Annotated in this window: 17 protein-coding genes and 1 tRNA gene; 9 read left to right on the forward strand and 9 right to left on the reverse strand. The window is 65.7% G+C overall.

Features of this window, described 5'->3' with window-relative positions; genetic code table 11:
- The first annotated feature begins 44 nt into the window (after positions 1-44).
- Positions 45-650 (forward strand): hypothetical protein, encoded by a 606-nt coding sequence (locus ACM1PE_RS19500; protein ID WP_419340722.1) that lies wholly within the window; start codon positions 45-47, stop codon positions 648-650.
- Between the two features lie 51 nt (positions 651-701).
- Here ACM1PE_RS19500 and ACM1PE_RS19505 read toward each other — a convergent pair whose 3' ends face one another.
- The gene (locus ACM1PE_RS19505) at positions 702-1,091 is read right to left on the reverse strand and encodes an OsmC family protein (protein ID WP_419340723.1); all 390 of its coding nucleotides are present in this window, start codon (positions 1,089-1,091) and stop codon (positions 702-704) included.
- A 396-nt stretch (positions 1,092-1,487) separates the two neighbouring features.
- Between ACM1PE_RS19505 and ACM1PE_RS19510 the strand changes: the two genes are divergently transcribed.
- The 3 genes from ACM1PE_RS19510 to ACM1PE_RS19520 are packed head-to-tail and all read left to right on the forward strand — an operon-like array spanning position 1,488 to position 5,292.
- Entirely contained in the window at positions 1,488-1,961 is a 474-nt protein-coding gene (locus ACM1PE_RS19510) for a (2Fe-2S)-binding protein (protein ID WP_054453532.1), read from the forward strand.
- Positions 1,958-4,249: a molybdopterin cofactor-binding domain-containing protein gene (locus tag ACM1PE_RS19515; RefSeq protein ID WP_419340724.1), complete on the forward strand. Its 2,292-nt coding sequence runs from the start codon at positions 1,958-1,960 to the stop codon at positions 4,247-4,249. The genes ACM1PE_RS19510 and ACM1PE_RS19515 overlap by 4 nt, the downstream gene beginning before the upstream one ends.
- A gap of 2 nt (positions 4,250-4,251) precedes the next feature.
- Positions 4,252-5,292, forward strand: a complete 1,041-nt coding sequence (locus ACM1PE_RS19520) for an XdhC family protein (protein ID WP_419340725.1) — start codon at positions 4,252-4,254, stop codon at positions 5,290-5,292.
- A 304-nt stretch (positions 5,293-5,596) separates the two neighbouring features.
- Here ACM1PE_RS19520 and ACM1PE_RS19525 read toward each other — a convergent pair whose 3' ends face one another.
- Positions 5,597-6,562 carry a Bug family tripartite tricarboxylate transporter substrate binding protein gene (locus tag ACM1PE_RS19525; RefSeq protein WP_419340726.1) on the reverse strand — a complete coding sequence of 322 codons (966 nt, stop codon included), beginning with the start codon at positions 6,560-6,562 and terminating at the stop codon, positions 5,597-5,599.
- Positions 6,563-6,709: 147 nt separating this feature from the next.
- Between ACM1PE_RS19525 and ACM1PE_RS19530 the strand changes: the two genes are divergently transcribed.
- The 4 genes from ACM1PE_RS19530 (at position 6,710) to ACM1PE_RS19545 (ending at position 11,624) form a co-directional block, all read left to right on the forward strand.
- Positions 6,710-7,666: a helix-turn-helix domain-containing protein gene (locus ACM1PE_RS19530; RefSeq protein ID WP_419340727.1), complete on the forward strand. Its 957-nt coding sequence runs from the start codon at positions 6,710-6,712 to the stop codon at positions 7,664-7,666.
- A gap of 107 nt (positions 7,667-7,773) precedes the next feature.
- Positions 7,774-9,141, forward strand: a complete 1,368-nt coding sequence (gene glcF, locus ACM1PE_RS19535) for a glycolate oxidase subunit GlcF (protein WP_419340728.1) — start codon at positions 7,774-7,776, stop codon at positions 9,139-9,141.
- Positions 9,142-9,148: 7 nt separating this feature from the next.
- Positions 9,149-10,675 (forward strand): FAD-binding oxidoreductase, encoded by a 1,527-nt coding sequence (locus ACM1PE_RS19540; RefSeq protein WP_419340729.1) that lies wholly within the window; start codon positions 9,149-9,151, stop codon positions 10,673-10,675.
- Positions 10,676-11,123: 448 nt separating this feature from the next.
- Complete coding sequence (locus ACM1PE_RS19545; RefSeq protein WP_373429139.1) at positions 11,124-11,624, forward strand: acyloxyacyl hydrolase; 501 nt, start codon at positions 11,124-11,126, stop codon at positions 11,622-11,624.
- 208 nt (positions 11,625-11,832) lie between these two features.
- Here ACM1PE_RS19545 and ACM1PE_RS19550 read toward each other — a convergent pair.
- From ACM1PE_RS19550 to ACM1PE_RS19580, 7 genes are all read right to left on the reverse strand, one after another.
- Positions 11,833-11,909, reverse strand: a tRNA-Arg gene (locus ACM1PE_RS19550).
- Positions 11,910-12,004: 95 nt separating this feature from the next.
- Positions 12,005-12,589 (reverse strand): helix-turn-helix domain-containing protein, encoded by a 585-nt coding sequence (locus ACM1PE_RS19555; RefSeq protein WP_042794587.1) that lies wholly within the window; start codon positions 12,587-12,589, stop codon positions 12,005-12,007.
- Between the two features lie 12 nt (positions 12,590-12,601).
- Positions 12,602-13,894 carry an NAD(P)/FAD-dependent oxidoreductase gene (locus ACM1PE_RS19560; protein WP_059372781.1) on the reverse strand — a complete coding sequence of 431 codons (1,293 nt, stop codon included), beginning with the start codon at positions 13,892-13,894 and terminating at the stop codon, positions 12,602-12,604.
- An 11-nt stretch (positions 13,895-13,905) separates the two neighbouring features.
- On the reverse strand, positions 13,906-14,595 hold the full coding sequence (locus ACM1PE_RS19565) for an amino acid ABC transporter permease (protein ID WP_059371832.1): 690 nt from the start codon (positions 14,593-14,595) through the stop codon (positions 13,906-13,908).
- Positions 14,596-14,597: 2 nt separating this feature from the next.
- On the reverse strand, positions 14,598-15,290 hold the full coding sequence (locus tag ACM1PE_RS19570) for an amino acid ABC transporter permease (protein WP_419340730.1): 693 nt from the start codon (positions 15,288-15,290) through the stop codon (positions 14,598-14,600).
- A 4-nt stretch (positions 15,291-15,294) separates the two neighbouring features.
- Complete coding sequence (locus ACM1PE_RS19575) at positions 15,295-16,086, reverse strand: ABC transporter substrate-binding protein (RefSeq protein WP_059371830.1); 792 nt, start codon at positions 16,084-16,086, stop codon at positions 15,295-15,297.
- Between the two features lie 142 nt (positions 16,087-16,228).
- Positions 16,229-16,978, reverse strand: coding sequence for an amino acid ABC transporter ATP-binding protein (locus tag ACM1PE_RS19580; RefSeq protein WP_059371829.1), 750 nt, complete (start codon positions 16,976-16,978; stop codon positions 16,229-16,231).
- A 149-nt stretch (positions 16,979-17,127) separates the two neighbouring features.
- On the opposite strand from ACM1PE_RS19580, the gene ACM1PE_RS19585 reads away from it, so the two are divergent.
- The gene (locus ACM1PE_RS19585) at positions 17,128-18,630 is read left to right on the forward strand and encodes an aldehyde dehydrogenase family protein (RefSeq protein ID WP_118934003.1); all 1,503 of its coding nucleotides are present in this window, start codon (positions 17,128-17,130) and stop codon (positions 18,628-18,630) included.
- The last annotated feature ends 78 nt before the right edge of the window (positions 18,631-18,708 follow it).

The following is an 18,708-nucleotide window of genomic DNA, read 5'->3' on the forward strand; positions in this document are numbered from 1 at the left end:
AGGGGTATCATGGTGCCCCCGATTTGTTTACCCGATTCAGTACCGTGACCAAGCCCGCCCTATTGCTCGTTCTGGCAATCGCCTTGACGGGTTGCTCCAAGCAGGAAGAAACACCCTGGGAACGGCTTCAAGCCGCCACGCCGCAACTGCAGCTGGCCGCCAACACCCCGGAAGCGGCGGTGAAATCCTGGTGGCAGGTGCGCGACGCGCATGGCCGCTACACCGCCACCGCCTGCAAGGAACTGGTCGAGCTGTACCGCCCGCTCAACGCCGCCGAAGACTCCCTGAGCACCGCGCCGTTGCAAACCTGGCAGAACGCCGACCAGAAATGCAGCGTCGAAACCTACGAGCGCAGCGTCGTCAACGTCGACGTCCAATCCGACACGCGCGCCTTCGTAGTCGCCCAGATCCGCAACACCACGCCCTCCACGCCCGGCTTTCCGGTGGACAACGACGAGCGCGACCGCAAGGAGCGAGGCGTGCGCATGCAGTACCTGCTGGAACGCGCCGACAAGACCCAGGACTGGAAGATCGCCCAGGTGTATGGCCGCAACCGCTATTGCGAAGTGACGCCGGTCAATGGCTGGTGCCCGCTGTACAACCGCGCGGCGGGGTCGGCGAATAGTTATGTGTTTGAGTTCAGCCAGTAGGTAAGGCGCGGGCAGAAGCGCGTTCTGCCCGCCTCCGGACGCGCATCCTCTTCAGGCCGTCAGGATTGCAGCAGGCCGCACCCGCACCGTCTTGCCCAACGTGCGCGCGACTGGCGATGCCTGCACCGCCCCGCGAACCAGATCCTGCTGCGCCGCCGTCAGCGCCGCAGCGAAGCGCAAACTCACCTCGAATCCGGTTTCGTCATCCTGACGATCGATGGCCACCTGCACCGTCGCCTCGGGCAACGCAACGCCGGCGCGGTCCGCGACCATGCCGATGGACATGCAGACACAGGCCGCGAGCGCGCTTTCAAGGAGTTCGTGCGGCCGCATGCCCGCGGCTCCTCCTTTGCCGTCTTTTTGCGTGTCGGAAAGCAGGACATTCCTGCCGTTCGTTACCTCGACGCCATAGGGCTCGCCCAGCCGTTTCGCCTTTACCATGCGGGTCTCCTGTCGAGAATGAAAGAGACGACAGGCTAGGCCTGGATCGGGGACCGGGGAAGGCCAGCGGAGATGCTGGTATGGGATGTGACAGGGTAGACGTCACTGCAACGCAACCGAAAAAATGGGGCTGCACGCGACCTGGCAGCACGGCTACACCGTGCTCACCGACGGGGCGGCCGAAGGCGTAACATCCTCGGGGCTGCCCCTCGGCGATCCGAAGGAGCCGTTCGCGTCGGCTCTTGGCACCAGCTCTGGTTCGTCGCCCTTAAGTTCTGTCTGGAACAATTAGGCAGAATTATTGAATTTTTAGGCAGAATTCCGATTTGAAAAAATGATTCACTCACGGTTCAGGCAAGCTTTCGCCTGCCATGCCCGCCCACCAAGGATTCCTCCATGACCCAACTTCAAATCAATGGCCAGGCCAAGGATATCGACGTCCCCGGCGAAACGCCCCTGCTCTGGACCTTACGGGATGAACTCGGCATGACCGGCACCAAATTCGGGTGCGGCATGGCGTTGTGCGGCGCCTGTACCGTGCACATGGACGGCGCGCCAATCCGGTCCTGTGTCACCCCGCTCTCCGCCGTGGCAGGCCACAGCATCACGACCATCGAAGGGATAGAGGCGGATGCGGTCGGCCGGGCGGTGCAGCAGGCCTGGATAGAACAGAACGTTGCCCAATGCGGCTACTGCCAGGCGGGCCAGATCATGACGGCGGTAAGCCTGCTCAAGGTCTCGGCGCAGCCGACCGACCAAGACATCGAGGACGCCATGAGCGGCAATATCTGCCGTTGCGGCACCTATCCTCGCATCCGCGCAGCCATCCAGCAGGCGGCCAGGCTCCTCGCCCAGGGAGGCAAGCAATGACGCACATCGCTCAACTTTCCCGGCGCGGCTTTCTGCAGGGCGCCCTGGGCGCGCTCACCCTGACGGTCACGGCCAGGGGTTTGATCACGGCAGCCTGGGCCGCCGAGTCCCCCGCCCAGAAGTACGGCGCTGACAGCATGCCCGGCGGCACCGTCGACGACCCGCTGGTTTTCGTCAGCATCGCCGCGGACGGCACCGTCACCATCGTCGCGCACCGCGCCGAAATGGGCACGGGCGTGCGCACCAGCCTGCCCATGGTGGTGGCCGACGAAATGGAAGCGCGCTGGGACCGCGTCAAGGTCATACAGGCGCAGGCCGATGAAGCGCGCTATGGCAACCAGAACGTGGATGGCTCGCGCAGCGTGCGGCACTTCCTGATGCCCATGCGACGCGTCGGTGCGGCCGCCCGCCAGATGCTCGAGGCAGCGGCGGCAGCGCGCTGGTCGGTTCCTGTGGCCGAGGTCAAAGCGGTGCAGCATGAAGTGCTGCACCAGCCCTCCGGGCGCCGGTTGACTTATGGCGAGTTGGCTGCGGACGCGGCCAAACAGCCGGTTCCCGCGGGCGATGCCCTCAAGCTCAAGGATCGGGCCGAGTTCCGCTATATCGGGAAGGAGCACGTGCGCCTGGTGGACCTGGAGGCCATCGGCAAGGGCCAGGCTAGCTACGGCATGGATATGCGCCTGCCCGGCATGGTCTATGCCGTCGTCGCACGTCCTCCTGTCGTCGGCGGCAAGCTGCGCCGTCTCGACAGCGCCAAGGCGCTGGCCGTACCCGGCGTGCTGAAGGTCGTCGAGATTCCACCGATGCAGGGGGCGCCCGCGTTCCAGCCCCTGGGCGGCGTCGCAATCGTCGCGCGCAACACCTGGGCGGCCCGCCAAGGCCGCGACGCGCTGCAAATCGAATGGGACGATGGCCCCAACGGCAGCTACGACTCAAGCGCCTACCGCCAGACGCTGGAATCGGCAGCGCGCAAGCCCGGCAAGACCATGCGCAGCCAGGGCGATGCCGCGCAAGCCTGGGCCAAGGCGCCCGAAGCCGAGCGCGTCGCCGCGGAGTACTACGTTCCCCATCTGGCCCATGCCTCGATGGAACCGCCAACGGCCACCGTCCGGATCAAGGATGGCCGCGCCGAGGTCTGGACGTCGATCCAGAACCCCATCGCCGCGCGCGACGCCGTCGCCGCCCGGCTGAAACTGGAGCCCGCCGACGTCGCGGTCAATGTCTTGCTGCTGGGCGGCGGGTTCGGCCGCAAGTCCAAGCCCGATTTCGTGGACGAGGCAGCCATCGTCGCCCGCGCCATGCCCGAAGGCACGCCAGTCAAGCTGGTGTGGACTCGCGAAGACGACATTCATCATGACTATCTGCATACCGTGTCGGTCGAACGCCTGGAGGCCGTTCTGGACAAGAACGGCCAAGTCCAGTCCTGGCTGCACCGCAGTGCCGCCCCCACCATCGCCTCCCTCTTTTCGGAAGGCGCCAAGGGCCAGCAGCTCTTCGAATCGGCCATGTCGGCCATCAACATGCCGTACCGCATTCCCAACGTCCGGGTGGAAACGGCCGAAGTGGAGGCCCATGCCCGTATTGGCTGGTTCCGCTCGGTAGCCAACATTCCGCACGCCTACGCTGCCCAGTGCTTCATCGCCGAGTTGGCCCACCGCGCGGGCAAGGACCCCAAGGATTTCGCGCTCGACCTCATCGGCCCGGCGCGCAGGATCGACCCGGGCACAATGGCCGACACTTGGAACTACTCAGAATCCCCCGAGCGCTATCCCTACGACACGGGCCGCCTGCGCGGCGTGATCGAAGCGGCCTGTAAAGGCGCGGAATGGGGCAGAACACTGCCCCAGGGCCACGGCCTCGGGCTGGCATTCTGCTACAGCTTCATGAGCTACACCGCCACCGTGGTCGAGGTGGCCGTGGATGCAAAGGGCGAGGTACGCGTGGTGGCCGTGGACATGGCGATGGACTGCGGGCCGCAAATCAACCCCGAACGCATCCGCGCGCAGATGGAAGGCGGCGCCATCATGGGCCTGGGACTTGCCCTTGCCAGCGAGATCACGTTCGAACGCGGCCGCGTGAAGCAGAGCAACTTCCACGACTATGAAGTGCTGCGCCACAATGCCTCGCCACGCGTGATCCGCACGCATCTGGTCAACGACGATCACACCCTGCCTCCTGGCGGCGTGGGCGAGCCCCCGGTGCCGCCCGTGGCGCCCGCGCTGTGCAATGCCATCTTTGCCGCCACCGGCAAGCGGATCCGCAGCCTGCCGGTGCGCAGGGTAGCCTAGGCATGGAGACGGTCGACGTCCGCGTGTTGCGCGAAGCCCGCGCCTGGCTGGCGGACGGGCACAGGCTGCTGCTGGCCACGGTGGTCAAGACCTGGGGCTCCTCCCCGCGTCCCGTCGGCTCCATGATGGCGCTGCGCGAAGACGGACGCTGCGTCGGCTCTGTTTCGGGCGGGTGCATCGAAGACGACCTGATTCATCGATACACCCGCGCCTATGGCACAGGCGCCATCGCGCAAGGCGCGCCTGAACTGGTGCGCTACGGGATCGAAGCCGACGAAGCGCGCCGGTTCGGACTGCCTTGCGGTGGCACGCTGGAGCTGCTGCTGGAGTTCCAGCCGGACTACGAAACGCTGGATGCCCTGGTCCGACGGCTCGAATCCGGCCAGTTGGTCCAGCGCACCGTTGACGTAGCCACCGGAGCGGTGACATTGGCGCCGGCCTCGACGCCCGCCACAGTGCAATTCGACGGCGCGACGCTTTGTTCCACGCTGGGGCCGCAGTACCGGATGCTGCTCATCGGCGCAGGCGCGTTGGCGGAATACCTGGCCACCATGGCCTTGTTCAACGACTTTGCCGTGACGATCTGCGATCCGCGCGGGGAACAAGTAGGCAGCTGGTCCGTGCCCGGCGTGCACATCACCCGGGAAATGCCCGATGACGCCGTGCTGGCCCTCGTCCCCGACACGCGCACCTGCATCGTCGCCTTGAGCCACGATCCCAAGCTGGACGATCTCGCGCTCCTGGAAGCGCTGCACAGCCCGGCGTTTTACGTGGGCGCCATCGGTTCACGCCGCAATACGGGCATCCGCAGGCAACGCTTCATGGAGCATTTCGGCGAAACCGCCGCATCCCTGGAACGGCTGCATGCGCCAGTCGGCATCCATATCGGCAGCAGGACGCCCGCGGAAATCGCGGTGAGCATCATGGCGGAGATACTTGCTGTCAAGAACGGGGTTGTATTGCCTGCCATCGTCGATGGTTCTTGCCGGGGGCTACCTGCAGCACACCGTCCCGTGGCGATGACCCAACCCCTGACGCCATGAGCATCGCGCCCTGGGTAGTGAAAGGGTAAATAAAAAGCTCCGTGCAAGATATAGCTCGGAGCACTCAGGTGTGTATGGCACACACCTGGACAGCAAGGAACTGATCAAATAGCTAGAGCGGTCCGGGTGGAAACTGGGAGGAGGTCAGCACCAGCAGTCCCCATAAGTGCCCCTGTATATCTTGCGGGATCATATAGGTCATCGAGTCAGCACCTATCACTCATAGCCGGCGGACGGCCAGCTTCCGCCTGTCGACAGTTGCAGTAAAGCAAAGGACAAATTCGGACAGGTCGGCTCCGCACACCTACTGCACTGGCGACAGGTTCGCCTCCTTGGCGGCCGCGGCATACATCGGAATCTCCCGGGCCATGGTGTCGGCCAGGACTTGCGGTGCGCTGCCTACGGGATCGATGCCCAGCTCCAGCAAGCGGTCGGCCACGGCGGGCTCTCTCACGGCGGCGGATACGGTGTTCTGCAACTTGTCGATGACGGCCTGCGGCGTGCCTGCCGGGGCGTACAGGGACGACCAGAACGACATTGCGAAATCCGGTGCGCCGGACTCCGCGACGGTGGGCACGTCGGGCAACAACGTAAAACGCTTCGCCCCCGTGACGGCCAGCGCTTTCAGCCGGCCGCTGCGGATCTGGGGCAGCACGGCCGCGGTGTCGATCAGCGCAAAGTCGATCTCATTGGCCAACAAGGCCGCAACCACGGCGGAATTCCCTTTGTAGTTGACCACCTCCGCTTCCAGGCCGACGCGCTTGGCGAAGAGTCCGGTGGCGAGCTGGAAGGAGTTGGCGCCCGAGCCTGCGAACAGCGGCTTGCCGCTATTCTTGCCCTGAGCAACCAGATCGGCCACCGAGCGCGCCGAGCTTTCAGCCTTGACGGTCAGGATCATGGGAATGTCCCCGACAAGGGAGATCGGCGCGAAATCGGCGACCGGGTCGTAGTCCAGGTTGTTGTAGATGGCCGGATTGACGGTCATGCCGCTGCTTGGCCCCACCAGCAAGGTGTAGCCGTCGGCCTCGGCCCGCTTGACGGCGCCGATGGCAATGGCGCCGCTGGCGCCCGGCCGGTTCTCCACGATGAAGGGCTGGCCCAGCCGGCGCTGCAACTGCTCGGCCATCAGGCGGGCCAGGATATCGTTGCCGCCGCCAGGCGCGAAGCCCACCATCATGCGCACGGGCCGCGCCGGATACTCTTGCGCCGCGACACTGAAAGCCGACAACGCGAGCACTGCACCTGCCCACAAAGATAGAAACCGTTTCATGCCACGCTCCATACGTTGAACTCAGTGCGCCGTTACTGGGGAATGCACGGATGGCCCATTCTCCCCTGCCTCGCTACATTGGGCACGACCCAACGTGCCAGCCGATGCCGCTGGCAGCGACAGCACGCAACGGACCCCGGAGCCGAAATGGCGCCTGAATGGCACAACTGGAGCACCCACGATCACGGCCAGCACGCCCTGGCGTTCTGGCAGGATGCGGTCTGCGCCGGTGTGCTCGACTCCGAATTCCGCGCCGAACCCGACGCCGGATTCGCAGGCACCATGTCCAGCCAGAACCGCGCGGGAGTCCGGCTCGTGAACTTCGCGAGTTCCCCGCACATGATCCGGCGTTCCCAGCGGCAAGTCAGCCGTCTCAATGGCGATCACATCATGCTCAGCCTGCAATTGCAGGGCAGCGCCTTGATGTCCCAGGGCGACGAGCAGTTGTGCCTGCGGCCCGGAGAATTCGGGCTGCTCGACACCGGATCCGCGTTCGACATCACGTTCCCGGAAACGACCTCGCGCCGGCTGGTCCTGCTGCCGCGCCACGCCTTGAGCGCGCGCGCCCCGGGCATGCGGCGGCTGCGCGCGCCGGCCAGCCTGCCGGCCGACATGCCATTCGCGCCCGTGCTCACCGAAGCCATGCGCCTGCTGACCGATACGACGGTCAAACTGCAGGACCGCACCGTCGACACGCTGCTGGATGCCGTCATCGAGATCGTCTCGTTGCATTGCGCATCCCTGGCGGACGCCGCGGCGCCCCCGTCCACCGAACTGAGCTTCGTCGGCGTGAAGCGCCACATCGATACGGCGATCGCCAACCCGGACCTGTCGCCCGCGACGGTGGCCACAGCCTGCCGCATATCGGTCCGCACCCTGCACCGCCTGTTCGCGCGGCATGCCGCCTCGTCGTTCGAAGCCTACGTGGTGCAGGCCCGCCTGACGCTCGCGCATGAGCTGCTGGCGGCTGGCAAAACCCGCACGGTCAGCGAGGCGGCCTTCGCCTGCGGCTTCAATAATCTCTCCCACTTCACGCGGCGCTTCTCCGAGCGATACGGCGAGTTGCCCGTACATCTGCTCAAGCAGGGGCAGACCCGCGGCTGACTGACGCCGTGGGCGGCGTCCGCTGACGCGCTGGGCACAGCCCCGCGCAGCGCCTGGCGGCAGAATGAGCTTCATCCCGGCCCTGGCCGGCAAGCTTACGTCGCACCATGCCCAAGACCATCACCATTCACCGCCCCGATGCGGTCCGCGCCGCCGCCGAGAGCTGCGTGCATTTCGGCTTCTGCACCGCGGTCTGTCCTACCTACGTGCTCGATGGCGAAGAGCTGGATTCACCTCGCGGCCGGATCGCCCTGGCGCGCGAGATGCTGGACAGCGGCGCTGCGCCCAGCCCGGCCGCTGTGCGCCACCTGGACCGCTGCCTGTCGTGCCTCTCGTGCGAAACCACCTGCGCGGCCGGCGTCTCGTATCACGCCATCATCGACGGCGCGCGCGAGCATATCGAGAAGAGCAAGGTCCGCCCGTTGACGCAGCGCCTGCTGCGCTCGGCGCTGGCCCGGGTACTGACGACCCCCACGCTGCTGCGCCCCGCCGCGGCCGCGGGCCGGTTGCTGCGCGGCGCCGCCGGCCGCCTGGGCGGGCCGTTGGGCGCGTTGGCCTCCCTATCCAGCGCCCCCGCACTCGCGGCGTTTGCGCCGCGCGCCGAAGCCGCTCCACAGCCGCCCGCCACCCCCACGCGCCGCGTGGCGCTGCTGGACGGCTGCGCCCAGTCGGTGCTCGGCGCCGAGATCAACGCCTCGGCCAAGCGCCTGCTCATACGCGCCGGCATCGCCGTCGTCGACGTGCCCGGCGTGCAATGCTGTGGCGCGCTCGAACTGCACATGGGACGGCGCGAGGCCGCCACGCGGCACATGGAACAGGCCGTCCGCAGCTGGTCGGCCGCGCTGCAGGCCGGGCATATCGACGCCATCATCAGCACCACCTCGGGTTGCGGTTCCGTTATCAAACGCTATGAGGAACTGCTTTCCGACCGCCCCGAACTGTCGGCGCAGGCGCGCCTCGTGGTCGAGGCCACCCAGGACATCGCGCAGATCACCGCCGGCCTGCCGTTGACATCCACCGGCTCGGCGTCAGGCCTGGCCGTTTCCTATCACGACTCCTGTTCACTCAAGCATGGCCTGAAGATCGAACGGCCGCCGCGCCGCGCGCTGGGCAAGCTGGACATGGAGGTGCGCGATATCGCGGAATCGCATCTGTGCTGCGGCTCGGCCGGGACCTACAACATCCTCGAACCAGCCATCTCGGACCGCCTGGGACAACGCAAGGCGGCCCACGCCTCGGCCGGCCGGCCTGACGTGATCGCCGCCGGCAACATGGGATGCCTGGTGCAGATCTCACGCTTCACGCCCGTGCCAGTGGCGCACACGGTGCAGTTGCTGGACTGGGCCACCGGCGGCCCGCCGCCCCGCGGTCTCGAAAACTACCGGCCCAAGCCGCCGCAGGCGGCGGCCGACGCTCCAACGCCGGCGGCCACGCCGGTTCCGACAACCGCCGGCAGCGGCGATCTTCTGTGGTGAAAGACGTATGCCTTCCAATGACCCTATCGTAGATTTCGCCCATGCGGCGGCGGCCGAGCTTGGCGCGGACGCCATCGCGCTGGGTGACGACGTCCTCGGACGCTACGGCGAACATACCCTGCCCTGCGCCGATGTGCGCCCCGGCGCGGTCGCCTATCCGGACTCGACCGAGGCGGTGCAGACGCTGGTGCGCCTGGCCAACCGCTTCCGCGTTCAGCTCTATCCCATCAGCAATGGCCAGAACATCGGCCTGGGCACCCGCTCGCCCATCCGCCCTGGCCAGGTGGTGGTGGACCTGGGGCGGCGCATGAACCGCATCCTGGAAGTGAACGAGACGCTGGGCTATTGCGTGCTCGAGCCCGGCGTGAGCTTTCGCGCCATGCACGACGAGCTGCAGCGCCGGGAAAGCAAGCTGATGATCTCGCCGACCGCAGGCCCGTCGCAGGGCAGCATCCTCGCGAACGCGCTGGACAAGGGCGGCGGCAGCGGCGCCTACGCCGATCATTTCGGCATGAGTTGCGGCATGGAGGTCGTGCTCGGCAATGGCGACGTGATCCGCACCGGCGACGGCAGCCTGGCCGGGTCCTCGCATCCCAACTGGCACGTTTCCAAATACAGCTTCGGCCCTACGCTGGACGGCCTGTTCTCCCAATCGAACTTCGGCATCGTCACCCGCGTAGGCATGTGGCTCATGCCCCGGCCGCCGCATATCGAACCCTTCTTTTTCACGTTTCCCGACGACGAAGATCTGGGGGAGATCGTCGAACGCATCCGTCCGCTGAAGCTCAGCAATTTCGTGCCGACGCTGATCCGCGCCACCAATGACCTGTATCTGCTGTCCTCGGCCGCCACCAACCCGGAATACGCGGCCAGCGGCGGCAAACGCTCGATGTCCGACGAGGGACGCACCGCGCTGCGCAGGCAGTATGACCTGGGATCCTGGACGGTATCAGGCGCCGTGTACGGCGCCAGCCGTGCCGCCGTGCAACCCCACATCGACCGCATCGCCCAGCACTTCCTGGCCTCGGGCAAGGGACGCCAGATTCCCATGGAGGAAGCCGAGGACATCGGCCCCCTGCACATCGCCATCAACTCCAACACCGGCGTGCCGACCGACAGCGAATTGAAGATGCTGGGCTGGCGCCCGGGCGGCGGCGCGATCTGGCTGTCGGCGGGCTCCCCCGTCGCCGGCGACATCGTCAACGCCCTGCAAACACAGGCGCGCCGCATTTGCCACGAGCACGGGCTGGAATACCTGCTGTCGAACGTTTGCGGCGCCCGATTCGCCCGCGCCATCCACGCGATCATCTACAACCGGGAAGACGCCGACGAAACCGCGCGCGCCGACGCCTGCTACCGGGCGCTGGCCAGGCTGTTCGCCGATCGCGGCATTTTCGTGGGACGCGCGCCAACCATGTATCACGAGTTCCACCAGGCCCAGCGCATGCCTGAGCTGGTGCGTGCTTGCGCATCGATCAAGGCCGCCTTGGACCCGAATGGCGTGATCGCGCCAGGGAAGTACGGGATCGAATGAGGAGGGGCGTGTCCGGGGCGGCTGCGCTCCGGACGCCCGTGAGCCGCCGGCCGCGCGGGCTTGGGCGGCGGCTATCTGTAAGACGTTGAATTTTCGTGGGATGTTGGCGCGGCAGGAGGGGCTCGCCCCCCCGACCCTGGGGACACAGATCCGGACCAGGAGTACGCACTTCAGACCCTTCCGAGACGACTCACTCAACAATACTCAAAACTTCACAGAACTTTATATTTCTTATTTGAACGATCTATACAGTGAAAGGGTAATTGGGCAGTACCACTTGAAAATCGGAATTGAGGGCGACTTTCACCCCACTTCTAGGGCATTCGTTCCGACGGACAAACTCTGCTCCTCCTCACCCTTCCTATCTCAGCGCATGAACACCAACAGCAAAAAAACCATTAAGGCACAGTTTCACCTGCAACGGCTCTTGCCGGCGGTGCTCAGTCTAATGCTCGCAGGCATGGCCGACTCAGCACTGGCAGATACCAGTGGAACGCAGGGCGGTATTAGTGTTCACTACGGCGTAGGTAAGCAATACAAGCGCTACACACTGAACTATGAAGCAGCGTCGGTCTGGACTACCAAGTTCAGTGGAAACTGGGGGCGCCTGGATTTAACGCCCGAAATCGGCGTTTCCTACTGGACAGCCGATGGCTCTCGCTCGCCCAGTCAAGCCTGGCAATTTAGCGCGATCCCCATGTTCCGCTGGTGGACTACCGAACGCTTCTACATCGAAGCGGGCATTGGGGTCACAGCGCTTACTCGCACTCGGTTTGCAGACAAGAACATCGGATCTGCCTTCCAGTTTGGTGATCATATCGGTGCGGGTTTTCTACTCACGCGCCACGACCGTATTGGTCTGCGCCTTTCACACTTTTCCAATGCTGGCATCAAGCGACCGAACCCTGGTCTGGACACCTTGCAATTGACATATACGTATCAGTTTTGATCACAACGAAGATCCAAAACCGTGACCACGATGCGTATGATTTCGCCGCGCATGCGAACCCGGCGACGACGCACGAACACTACGACAGACGGGTGGTGAAGAAGGCCATCGCGCCAGAGTAAAGTTCCAACGCAGGCATTTTTATTCTGATAATTGCCTTGTTAACGGCTTTTGGCATTACACAATAGCTTGATTTACTTAGCTATTCTGGCGCGGCAGGAGGGGCTCGAACCCCCGACCTCAGGCTTAGAAGGCCCGTGCTCTATCCAGCTGAGCTACTGCCGCGCGGTGTGGTGATGGCCCGGAAAGGATCCGGGCGCCGCATTTTACCTTGTTGCGGGCGGCTTGGGCGGCCGGCCCGCAACACGGGCCTATAAACCCTACTCTTCGCCTATGTCCGCATGGGTCGACACCCACAGCACCAGGGCGTCGTCCGGACTCAGGCTGATCACGCGATGGCCCATGCGGCTGTCTATGTAGAAGCTTTCCCCGGCCTTCAGGCGGGCGGGTTCGTAGAACTCGGTGTAGAGCTCGACCTCGCCTTCCAGCACATAGACGAATTCCTCGCCGCGGTGGCGGCTCCAGTCGTGGAATTCGTCGAAGGAGCGGGCCTTGACGCGGGTGTGGAAGGGCATCATGCGCTTGTGCGACAGCGCGGTGCACAGCAGGCGGTGGTCGTAGTACGGGGTTTCGTACTGGCGCCCTTCTCCCTGGCGGCTGAGGCTGCGGCGGCCGGTGCCCATGTGGGCGTCGGACGCGGTGAAGAGCTCGGCCACGTCCAGCTCCAGGCCCGCCGCGATCTTGATCAGGTTGTCATAGGTGGGCGACAGCAGGCTGTTTTCGATCTTGGACAACGTGGACGCGGACACGCCGGTGGCCGCGGCCGCCTGCTTCAAGGTCCACGCCCGCGCCTGGCGCAAGGCTCGCAGCCGCTGTGCCAACACGCTTTGTTTGTTGCCTTCCATCTATGCACCCTGTCATGCCCGCGACCGCCGCTCCCGCCACCAGTCGCGCGCCTGGTAAGACCAATAAGTAAGTTGCACCGCTGCCGTGCCGAGACCGCCGCCGTTCCAGGCCAGCCCGAACGGCGCGTACAGCTTGTAGCGCTGGGTGTCGCCGGCGATCCCTTCGGCGACGACCCGGCCGCCGATCGACGCGGTGTTCATGCCGTGTCCGCCGAATGCCGTGCAGTACCAGACATCCGGCGAGAGCTGGCCGATCTGCGGCATCAGATGCCGCGCGTAGGCCATGCGTCCCGACCACGCCGTTTCCACGCGCAGTCCCTGCAATTGGGGATAGACGGAGAGGAGTTCGCGGCGCAGCGACTCCGCCAGATCGGGCGGGTCGTCGACACGGGTGGTGATTCTACTGCCCCAGCCGATGCGCCCGCCATCGAGCACGCGGTAATAGTTGCCGGCGCGCCGGTCGTCGCCGATGGCGGCGGTGGTGCGTATGGCTTCCTGCACCCGGTCGCCCAGCGGCTCGGTCAGCATGATGTAGGTGGCGATGGGCAGCATCGCGCGGCGCAGCGCGGGGACCACTCCCTCGGTATAGCCGCCGGTGGCCAGTACCACGGTGCGGGCGTCGATCTGGCCATGCTCCGTTTTCAGGCGCTTGACCGCGCCGTCCAGCGACGCCTGCACAACAGGCGAGTCTTCGTGGATGCGCACACCCAGGCGCGCGCATTCGCGGGCCAGCGCGCGGGCGTAGTTCAGCGGGTGGAAGTGGAAGGACGTGGGGTCCTCCACGCCCTGGAAGTAAACGTCGGACAGCAGGCGTTCGCGGACCTGGCCGCGGCTCAGCAGACGCACGTCGCGGCCGAAGTCACGTTGCTGGCTGTCGCACCACTGCCGCAGGGCGTCGGTCGCCTCGTAGCGCACCACGCGCAGCCGGCCGTCGACCTTGCGGGCTTCGGTGATGTCCAGGTCGCGGATGTTGTTGCGGATGATCTCCACGCCTTCCATCGACAGGCGGTAGAGCTTGCGGTAGTGGTCTTCGTCGACGTGCTTTCTGATGGCGTCGGCCCCGGCGGAGTATGCCGGCGAGACGGAGCCGCCGTTGCGACCGGACGCGCCCCAGGCGATGCGCCGCCCCTCCAGCAAGATGACGTCGCGGCCGCGGCGGGCCAGTTCCAACGCGGCGGACAAGCCGGCCATTCCGGCCCCGACCACGCAGACGTCGGTGCTGGCCGCGCCTGACAGCGGCGCATAACGGGTGTCGCCGTCGGCCAGCGTGCGCTTGTAGTAGGTGTCGATGTACTCGGAAGCCATGGTGGTCGGCATCAGTTCAGGCCTGCGCCCTGCAAGCCGCCCGTCAAGCGCTTTTCCAGCCAGTTGGCCAGTCGCAGCAGCGGGTAGCAATAGATGAAGTAGATGGCGGCGATCATGCCGTAGATGAACAGCGACTTGGCCGGAAAGGTGATGATGAAGACCTCGCCCTGCCGCGTCAGCTCGGTGATGCCCACCACGGACAGGATGGCCGTGCTTTTGATCAGCATGACGTAGACGCCGCTCATGGGCTGCACGATCAGGCGCATGGCCTGCGGCAGGATGACCAGGCGCAGGATCTGGAACGGCCGCAGACCCAGCGTCATCGCGCCTTCGGTCTGGCCGCGCGGCACGGCCTGGATCGCGCCCATGACGATTTCGGCGACATAGCAGGACGTGTAGACCGACAGCGACACGAAGGCGGCGGTGCCGGAATCCCAATGCAGCATCTCGATGCCCGAGCTGGGCAGCACGAAATAGAAGATGTAGAGCTGCACCAGGAACGGCGTGCCGCGCAGGATGTGGATGTACAGGCCCAGCAGCTGGTGCACGCCGCGGATGCGGTAGCTGCGGATCACGCCGATCACGAAGCCCAGCAGGGACCCCGCGATGATGGCCACGAAGGAGATCTTCAAGGTCTCCCAGAAGCCCTTCAGCAGGAACGGCAGCACCACGCCGGCAGTGGAAATATAGGAATCCAGCATGCTTACCTCGCGTTCCAGGCGGGACCCGCCAGCCAGATTCTCACCCCGCGCGACAGCAGCAGCATGCAGGCATAGATCAGCAGATAGCCGGCCGCGATGGTCAGGAAGCTTTCGTTGGGCACGATGCGGTCGCTGTTCATCTGCACGCCGGCCGCGACCAGTTCGAATACCGTGATCAGCGACAGCAGCGAGGTGTCCTTGATCAGCACGGCGGTCTGGCCCAAGAGCGGCGGCAAGGTATTGGCGAAGGCTTGCGGCAGCACCACGTAGCGCAGCCGCTGGCGGTAGTTCATGCCGCAGGCCTTGGCTCCTTCGATCTGGCCGCGCGGCACGGATTCGATCCCCACGCGGATGATTTCGCTCATGTAGGCCGCATGGTGCAGCGTCATGGCGAGGATGCCCAGCAACATCTCGCTCCAGCCCTTGGCGCCCGGCACCAGCATGGGCACCGCGTAGTAGACCAAGTAGATCTGCACCAGCAAGGGCGTGGAACGGATGAATTGCACATAGGCCGCCACCGGCCGCCAGACGGCGGCGCGGGGCGACATATGGGCAAGCGCCAACGGGATGCCGGCCAGCACCGACAGCACCAGGCTTGCGCCCGCCGCGATCAGGGTGTTGGCCAGGCCGGTGGCGAACTGGCCGGTGTACTGGCTGACGATGCGCCAGTTATAGAAATCGAGCAGCCAGTCCATGGGCTCAGTGGTCTTTCTTCCAGTCGGTGGAGTACCAGTACTTCACCTGTTCTGGCAGCGTGTTGTCGGCCGTCTTCAGCGTCTGCCAGTTGTCCAGCCAGAACTTCAGGCGGAAGGCGTTGGGACCGACGGCGAAGGCCAGCGGTTCGCGCACCATGATGCCGTCCAGCACGCGCAGGTTGCCGAAGTCGACCAGGAACTGGTTGGCCGTGGACAGCGACATGATGCCGGCGTCCAGGCGGCCGCTGGACAGGGCCTGCCCGACCGGCGCGCTGCCGCCGGAGAATTCCTTCATGGTGGCCTTGGGCAGCATCTTCTTGCCCACTTCCGCATAGGTGCTGGCGCCCAGCACGCCCACGGTCACGCCGTCCTTGTTGAGTTCCTCGTACGACTTGTAGGGTGAATCCTTGGGCACCACGGCCACGGTGTCGGCGTAGAACATGGGGGTGGAGAACAGCACCTGCGCGGCGCGCTGCGGGGTCGGCGTCATGTCGGCAGCGACCATGTCGGCCTTGCCGGACAAGAGCGCCGGGATCAGGCCCTTCCACTCGTAATCCTGCAGCACCAGCTTCACGCCCAGGTCGTCGGCCATGCGCTTGGCCACTTCCACGGCCAGGCCGGTGCGCTTGCCGCTCTTGTCCATGAAGCTCATCAGCGGCCCCGAGGTCTGCACCGCGACGCGCAGCTCGCCGCGCTTGAGGATGTCGGCCAGTTCGTCGGCCTGTGCGGGCAAGGCGACGGTGGCGGCCGCCAGGGCGATGCCGGCCACGCCCAGCCATTGTTTGATTTTCAGCATTTCCTACCCCTTGTGGTGAATGGACTCACGTCATTCCGGGCAAAGCACAGTGCGCCGGCAGCGCCCGGATCAGCCGGACCGGCCCTGGTTACCGCCGGGCGCCGCACATGCGGACGACCCGTTGCTTCCTTGCTGCTAGGAACTACAGAATCTTTTCCAGGAAGGCGCGGGTGCGCGCTTCCCTGGGGTGGCCGAACACCTCGTCCGGCGTGCCCATTTCCACGATGCGGCCGGCGTCCATGAAGAGTGCGCGGTCGCCCACATCGCGCGCAAAGCCCATCTCATGGGTCACCACCGCCATGGTCATGCCGTCGCGCGCCAATGCGCGCATCAGTTCGAGTATGCCGCCCACGGTTTCGGGGTCGAGCGCCGACGTGGCCTCGTCGAACAGCATCAATTTGGGGTCCATGGCCAGTGCGCGCGCGATCGCCACACGCTGCTGCTGGCCGCCGGAGAGCTGGCTGGGATAGCGCGCGCCGTATTCGCCCATGCCGACGCGGCCCAGCAATTCGCGGGCATAGCGTTCGGCGTCGGCGCGGGAGCGCCCGCGCACCACGCGCTGGGGTAGCGCGACATTGTCCAGCGCAGTACGGTGTTGGAACAGGTTGAAGTGCTGGAACACCATGCCGACTTCGGTGCGCCAGCGGTTGACGTCGGTGGCCGGGTCGGTGAGCGACACGCCGTCCACGCGGATGGCGCCGCTGTCGATGCTCTCCAGGCCGTTGAGCGTGCGCAGCAAGGTGCTCTTGCCGGATCCGGACGGACCGACCACCACCATGACCTCGCCTCGGCCGAGCTCGCAGTCGATGCCGTCCAACGCCAGATGCGGGGCCTGCCCGTCGCGTTGATAGGTCTTGGTGACTGCCTGGACTACCAGCAGAGGTTCCGCCACGGATCCACCTTCGTATGAGTGCTGCCTTGGTTAAAAAGGTTTCGCAATTCACGCTGGAGTTTCGTATAGTAAATTTTTTTCCAGAATCGCCACTTAGGCATAACCCTTAAGCGAAGACAGGTTCTTCGCAGGCAACCCAAGGAACCGGCATGGACACTCCCCAAGACATCCTGCGCGCGCTCGGGCTGAACCCGGAATCGCTCACGGGCGGCACGCTGCGCGCGCGCAGCCCGATAGACGGCGCCGAACTGGCTCAGGTGCATGAGCACACGGTGGCCCAGGCCCATTCCGCCATCACCCGCGCGCGCCAGGCCAGCCTGGCGTGGCGCGACGTGCCGGCGCCGCGCCGTGGCGAGTTGCTGCGCCTGTTCGGCGAAACGCTGCGCCAGCACAAGCGCGAACTGGGCCGCCTGGTCAGCCTGGAAGCCGGCAAGATCGTCGCCGAAGGCGAAGGCGAAGTGCAGGAAATGATCGACATCTGCGACTTCGCCGTGGGCCTGTCGCGCCAACTGTACGGCCTGACTATCGCTTCCGAGCGCCCCGGCCACCGCATGATGGAAACCTGGCATCCGCTGGGCGTGGTCGGCGTGATCAGCGCGTTCAACTTCCCGGTGGCCGTGTGGTCCTGGAACGCCGCGCTGGCGTTGGTCTGCGGCAATGCCGTGGTCTGGAAGCCGTCGGAAAAAACCCCGCTGACCGCGCTGGCCTGCCAGGCGCTCTTCGCCCAGGCCGCACAGCGCTTCGGCGACGCGCCCGCCGGCCTGTCCGAAGTGTTGATCGGCGGCCGCGACATCGGCGAGGCGCTGGTGGATTCGCACGCCGTGGCCCTGGTGTCGGCCACCGGCTCGACCCGCATGGGCCGCCAGGTCGGCCCGCGCGTGGCGCAGCGCTTCGGCCGCGTGCTGCTGGAGCTGGGCGGCAACAACGCCATCATCGTCGGCCCCACGGCCGATCTGGACATGGCCGCGCGCGGCATCGTGTTCGGCGCCATCGGCACGGCCGGCCAGCGTTGCACCACCACGCGCCGCCTGATCGTGCACGAGAGCGTGGCCGACGACCTGGTGCAGCGCCTGCACAAGGCCTATGCCAGCGCCACCATCGGCAACCCGCTGGACAGCGCCACGCTGGTCGGTCCGCTGATCGACCGCGTGTCCTATGACGCCATGCAGGCGGCGCTGACGGCGGCGCGCGAACAAGGCGGCAAGGTCACGGGCGGTGAACGCGTGCTGGCCGAGCAGTATCCCGATGCCTGGTACGTGCGCCCCGCCATCGCTGAAATGCCGGGCCAGACCGACGTGGTCTGCCACGAGACCTTCGCGCCCATCCTCTACGTGATGCGCTACGCCGACTTCAATCAGGCGCTGGCCTTGCAGAATGGCGTGCCGCAAGGCCTGTCGTCGGCCATCTTCACCAATGACCTGCGCGAAGCCGAGACCTTCCTGTCGGCGGCGGGCTCGGACTGCGGCATCGCCAACGTCAACATCGGCACCTCCGGCGCCGAGATCGGCGGCGCCTTCGGCGGTGAAAAGGAAACCGGCGGCGGCCGCGAATCGGGCTCGGACGCCTGGCGCAACTACATGCGCCGCGCCACCAACACGATCAACTATTCGCGCCAGCTGCCGTTGGCCCAGGGCATCAAGTTCGGCGAATAAGCCCGCACGCCACGCTGTCCACGCAAGCCCCCGCCCTGTGCGGGGGCTTACGCTTTCTACATACGATTAGCCTGCCTT

Source organism: Achromobacter sp. PD1 (genome assembly GCF_048541815.1).
Taxonomy (GTDB): domain Bacteria; phylum Pseudomonadota; class Gammaproteobacteria; order Burkholderiales; family Burkholderiaceae_B; genus Achromobacter; species Achromobacter bronchisepticus_A.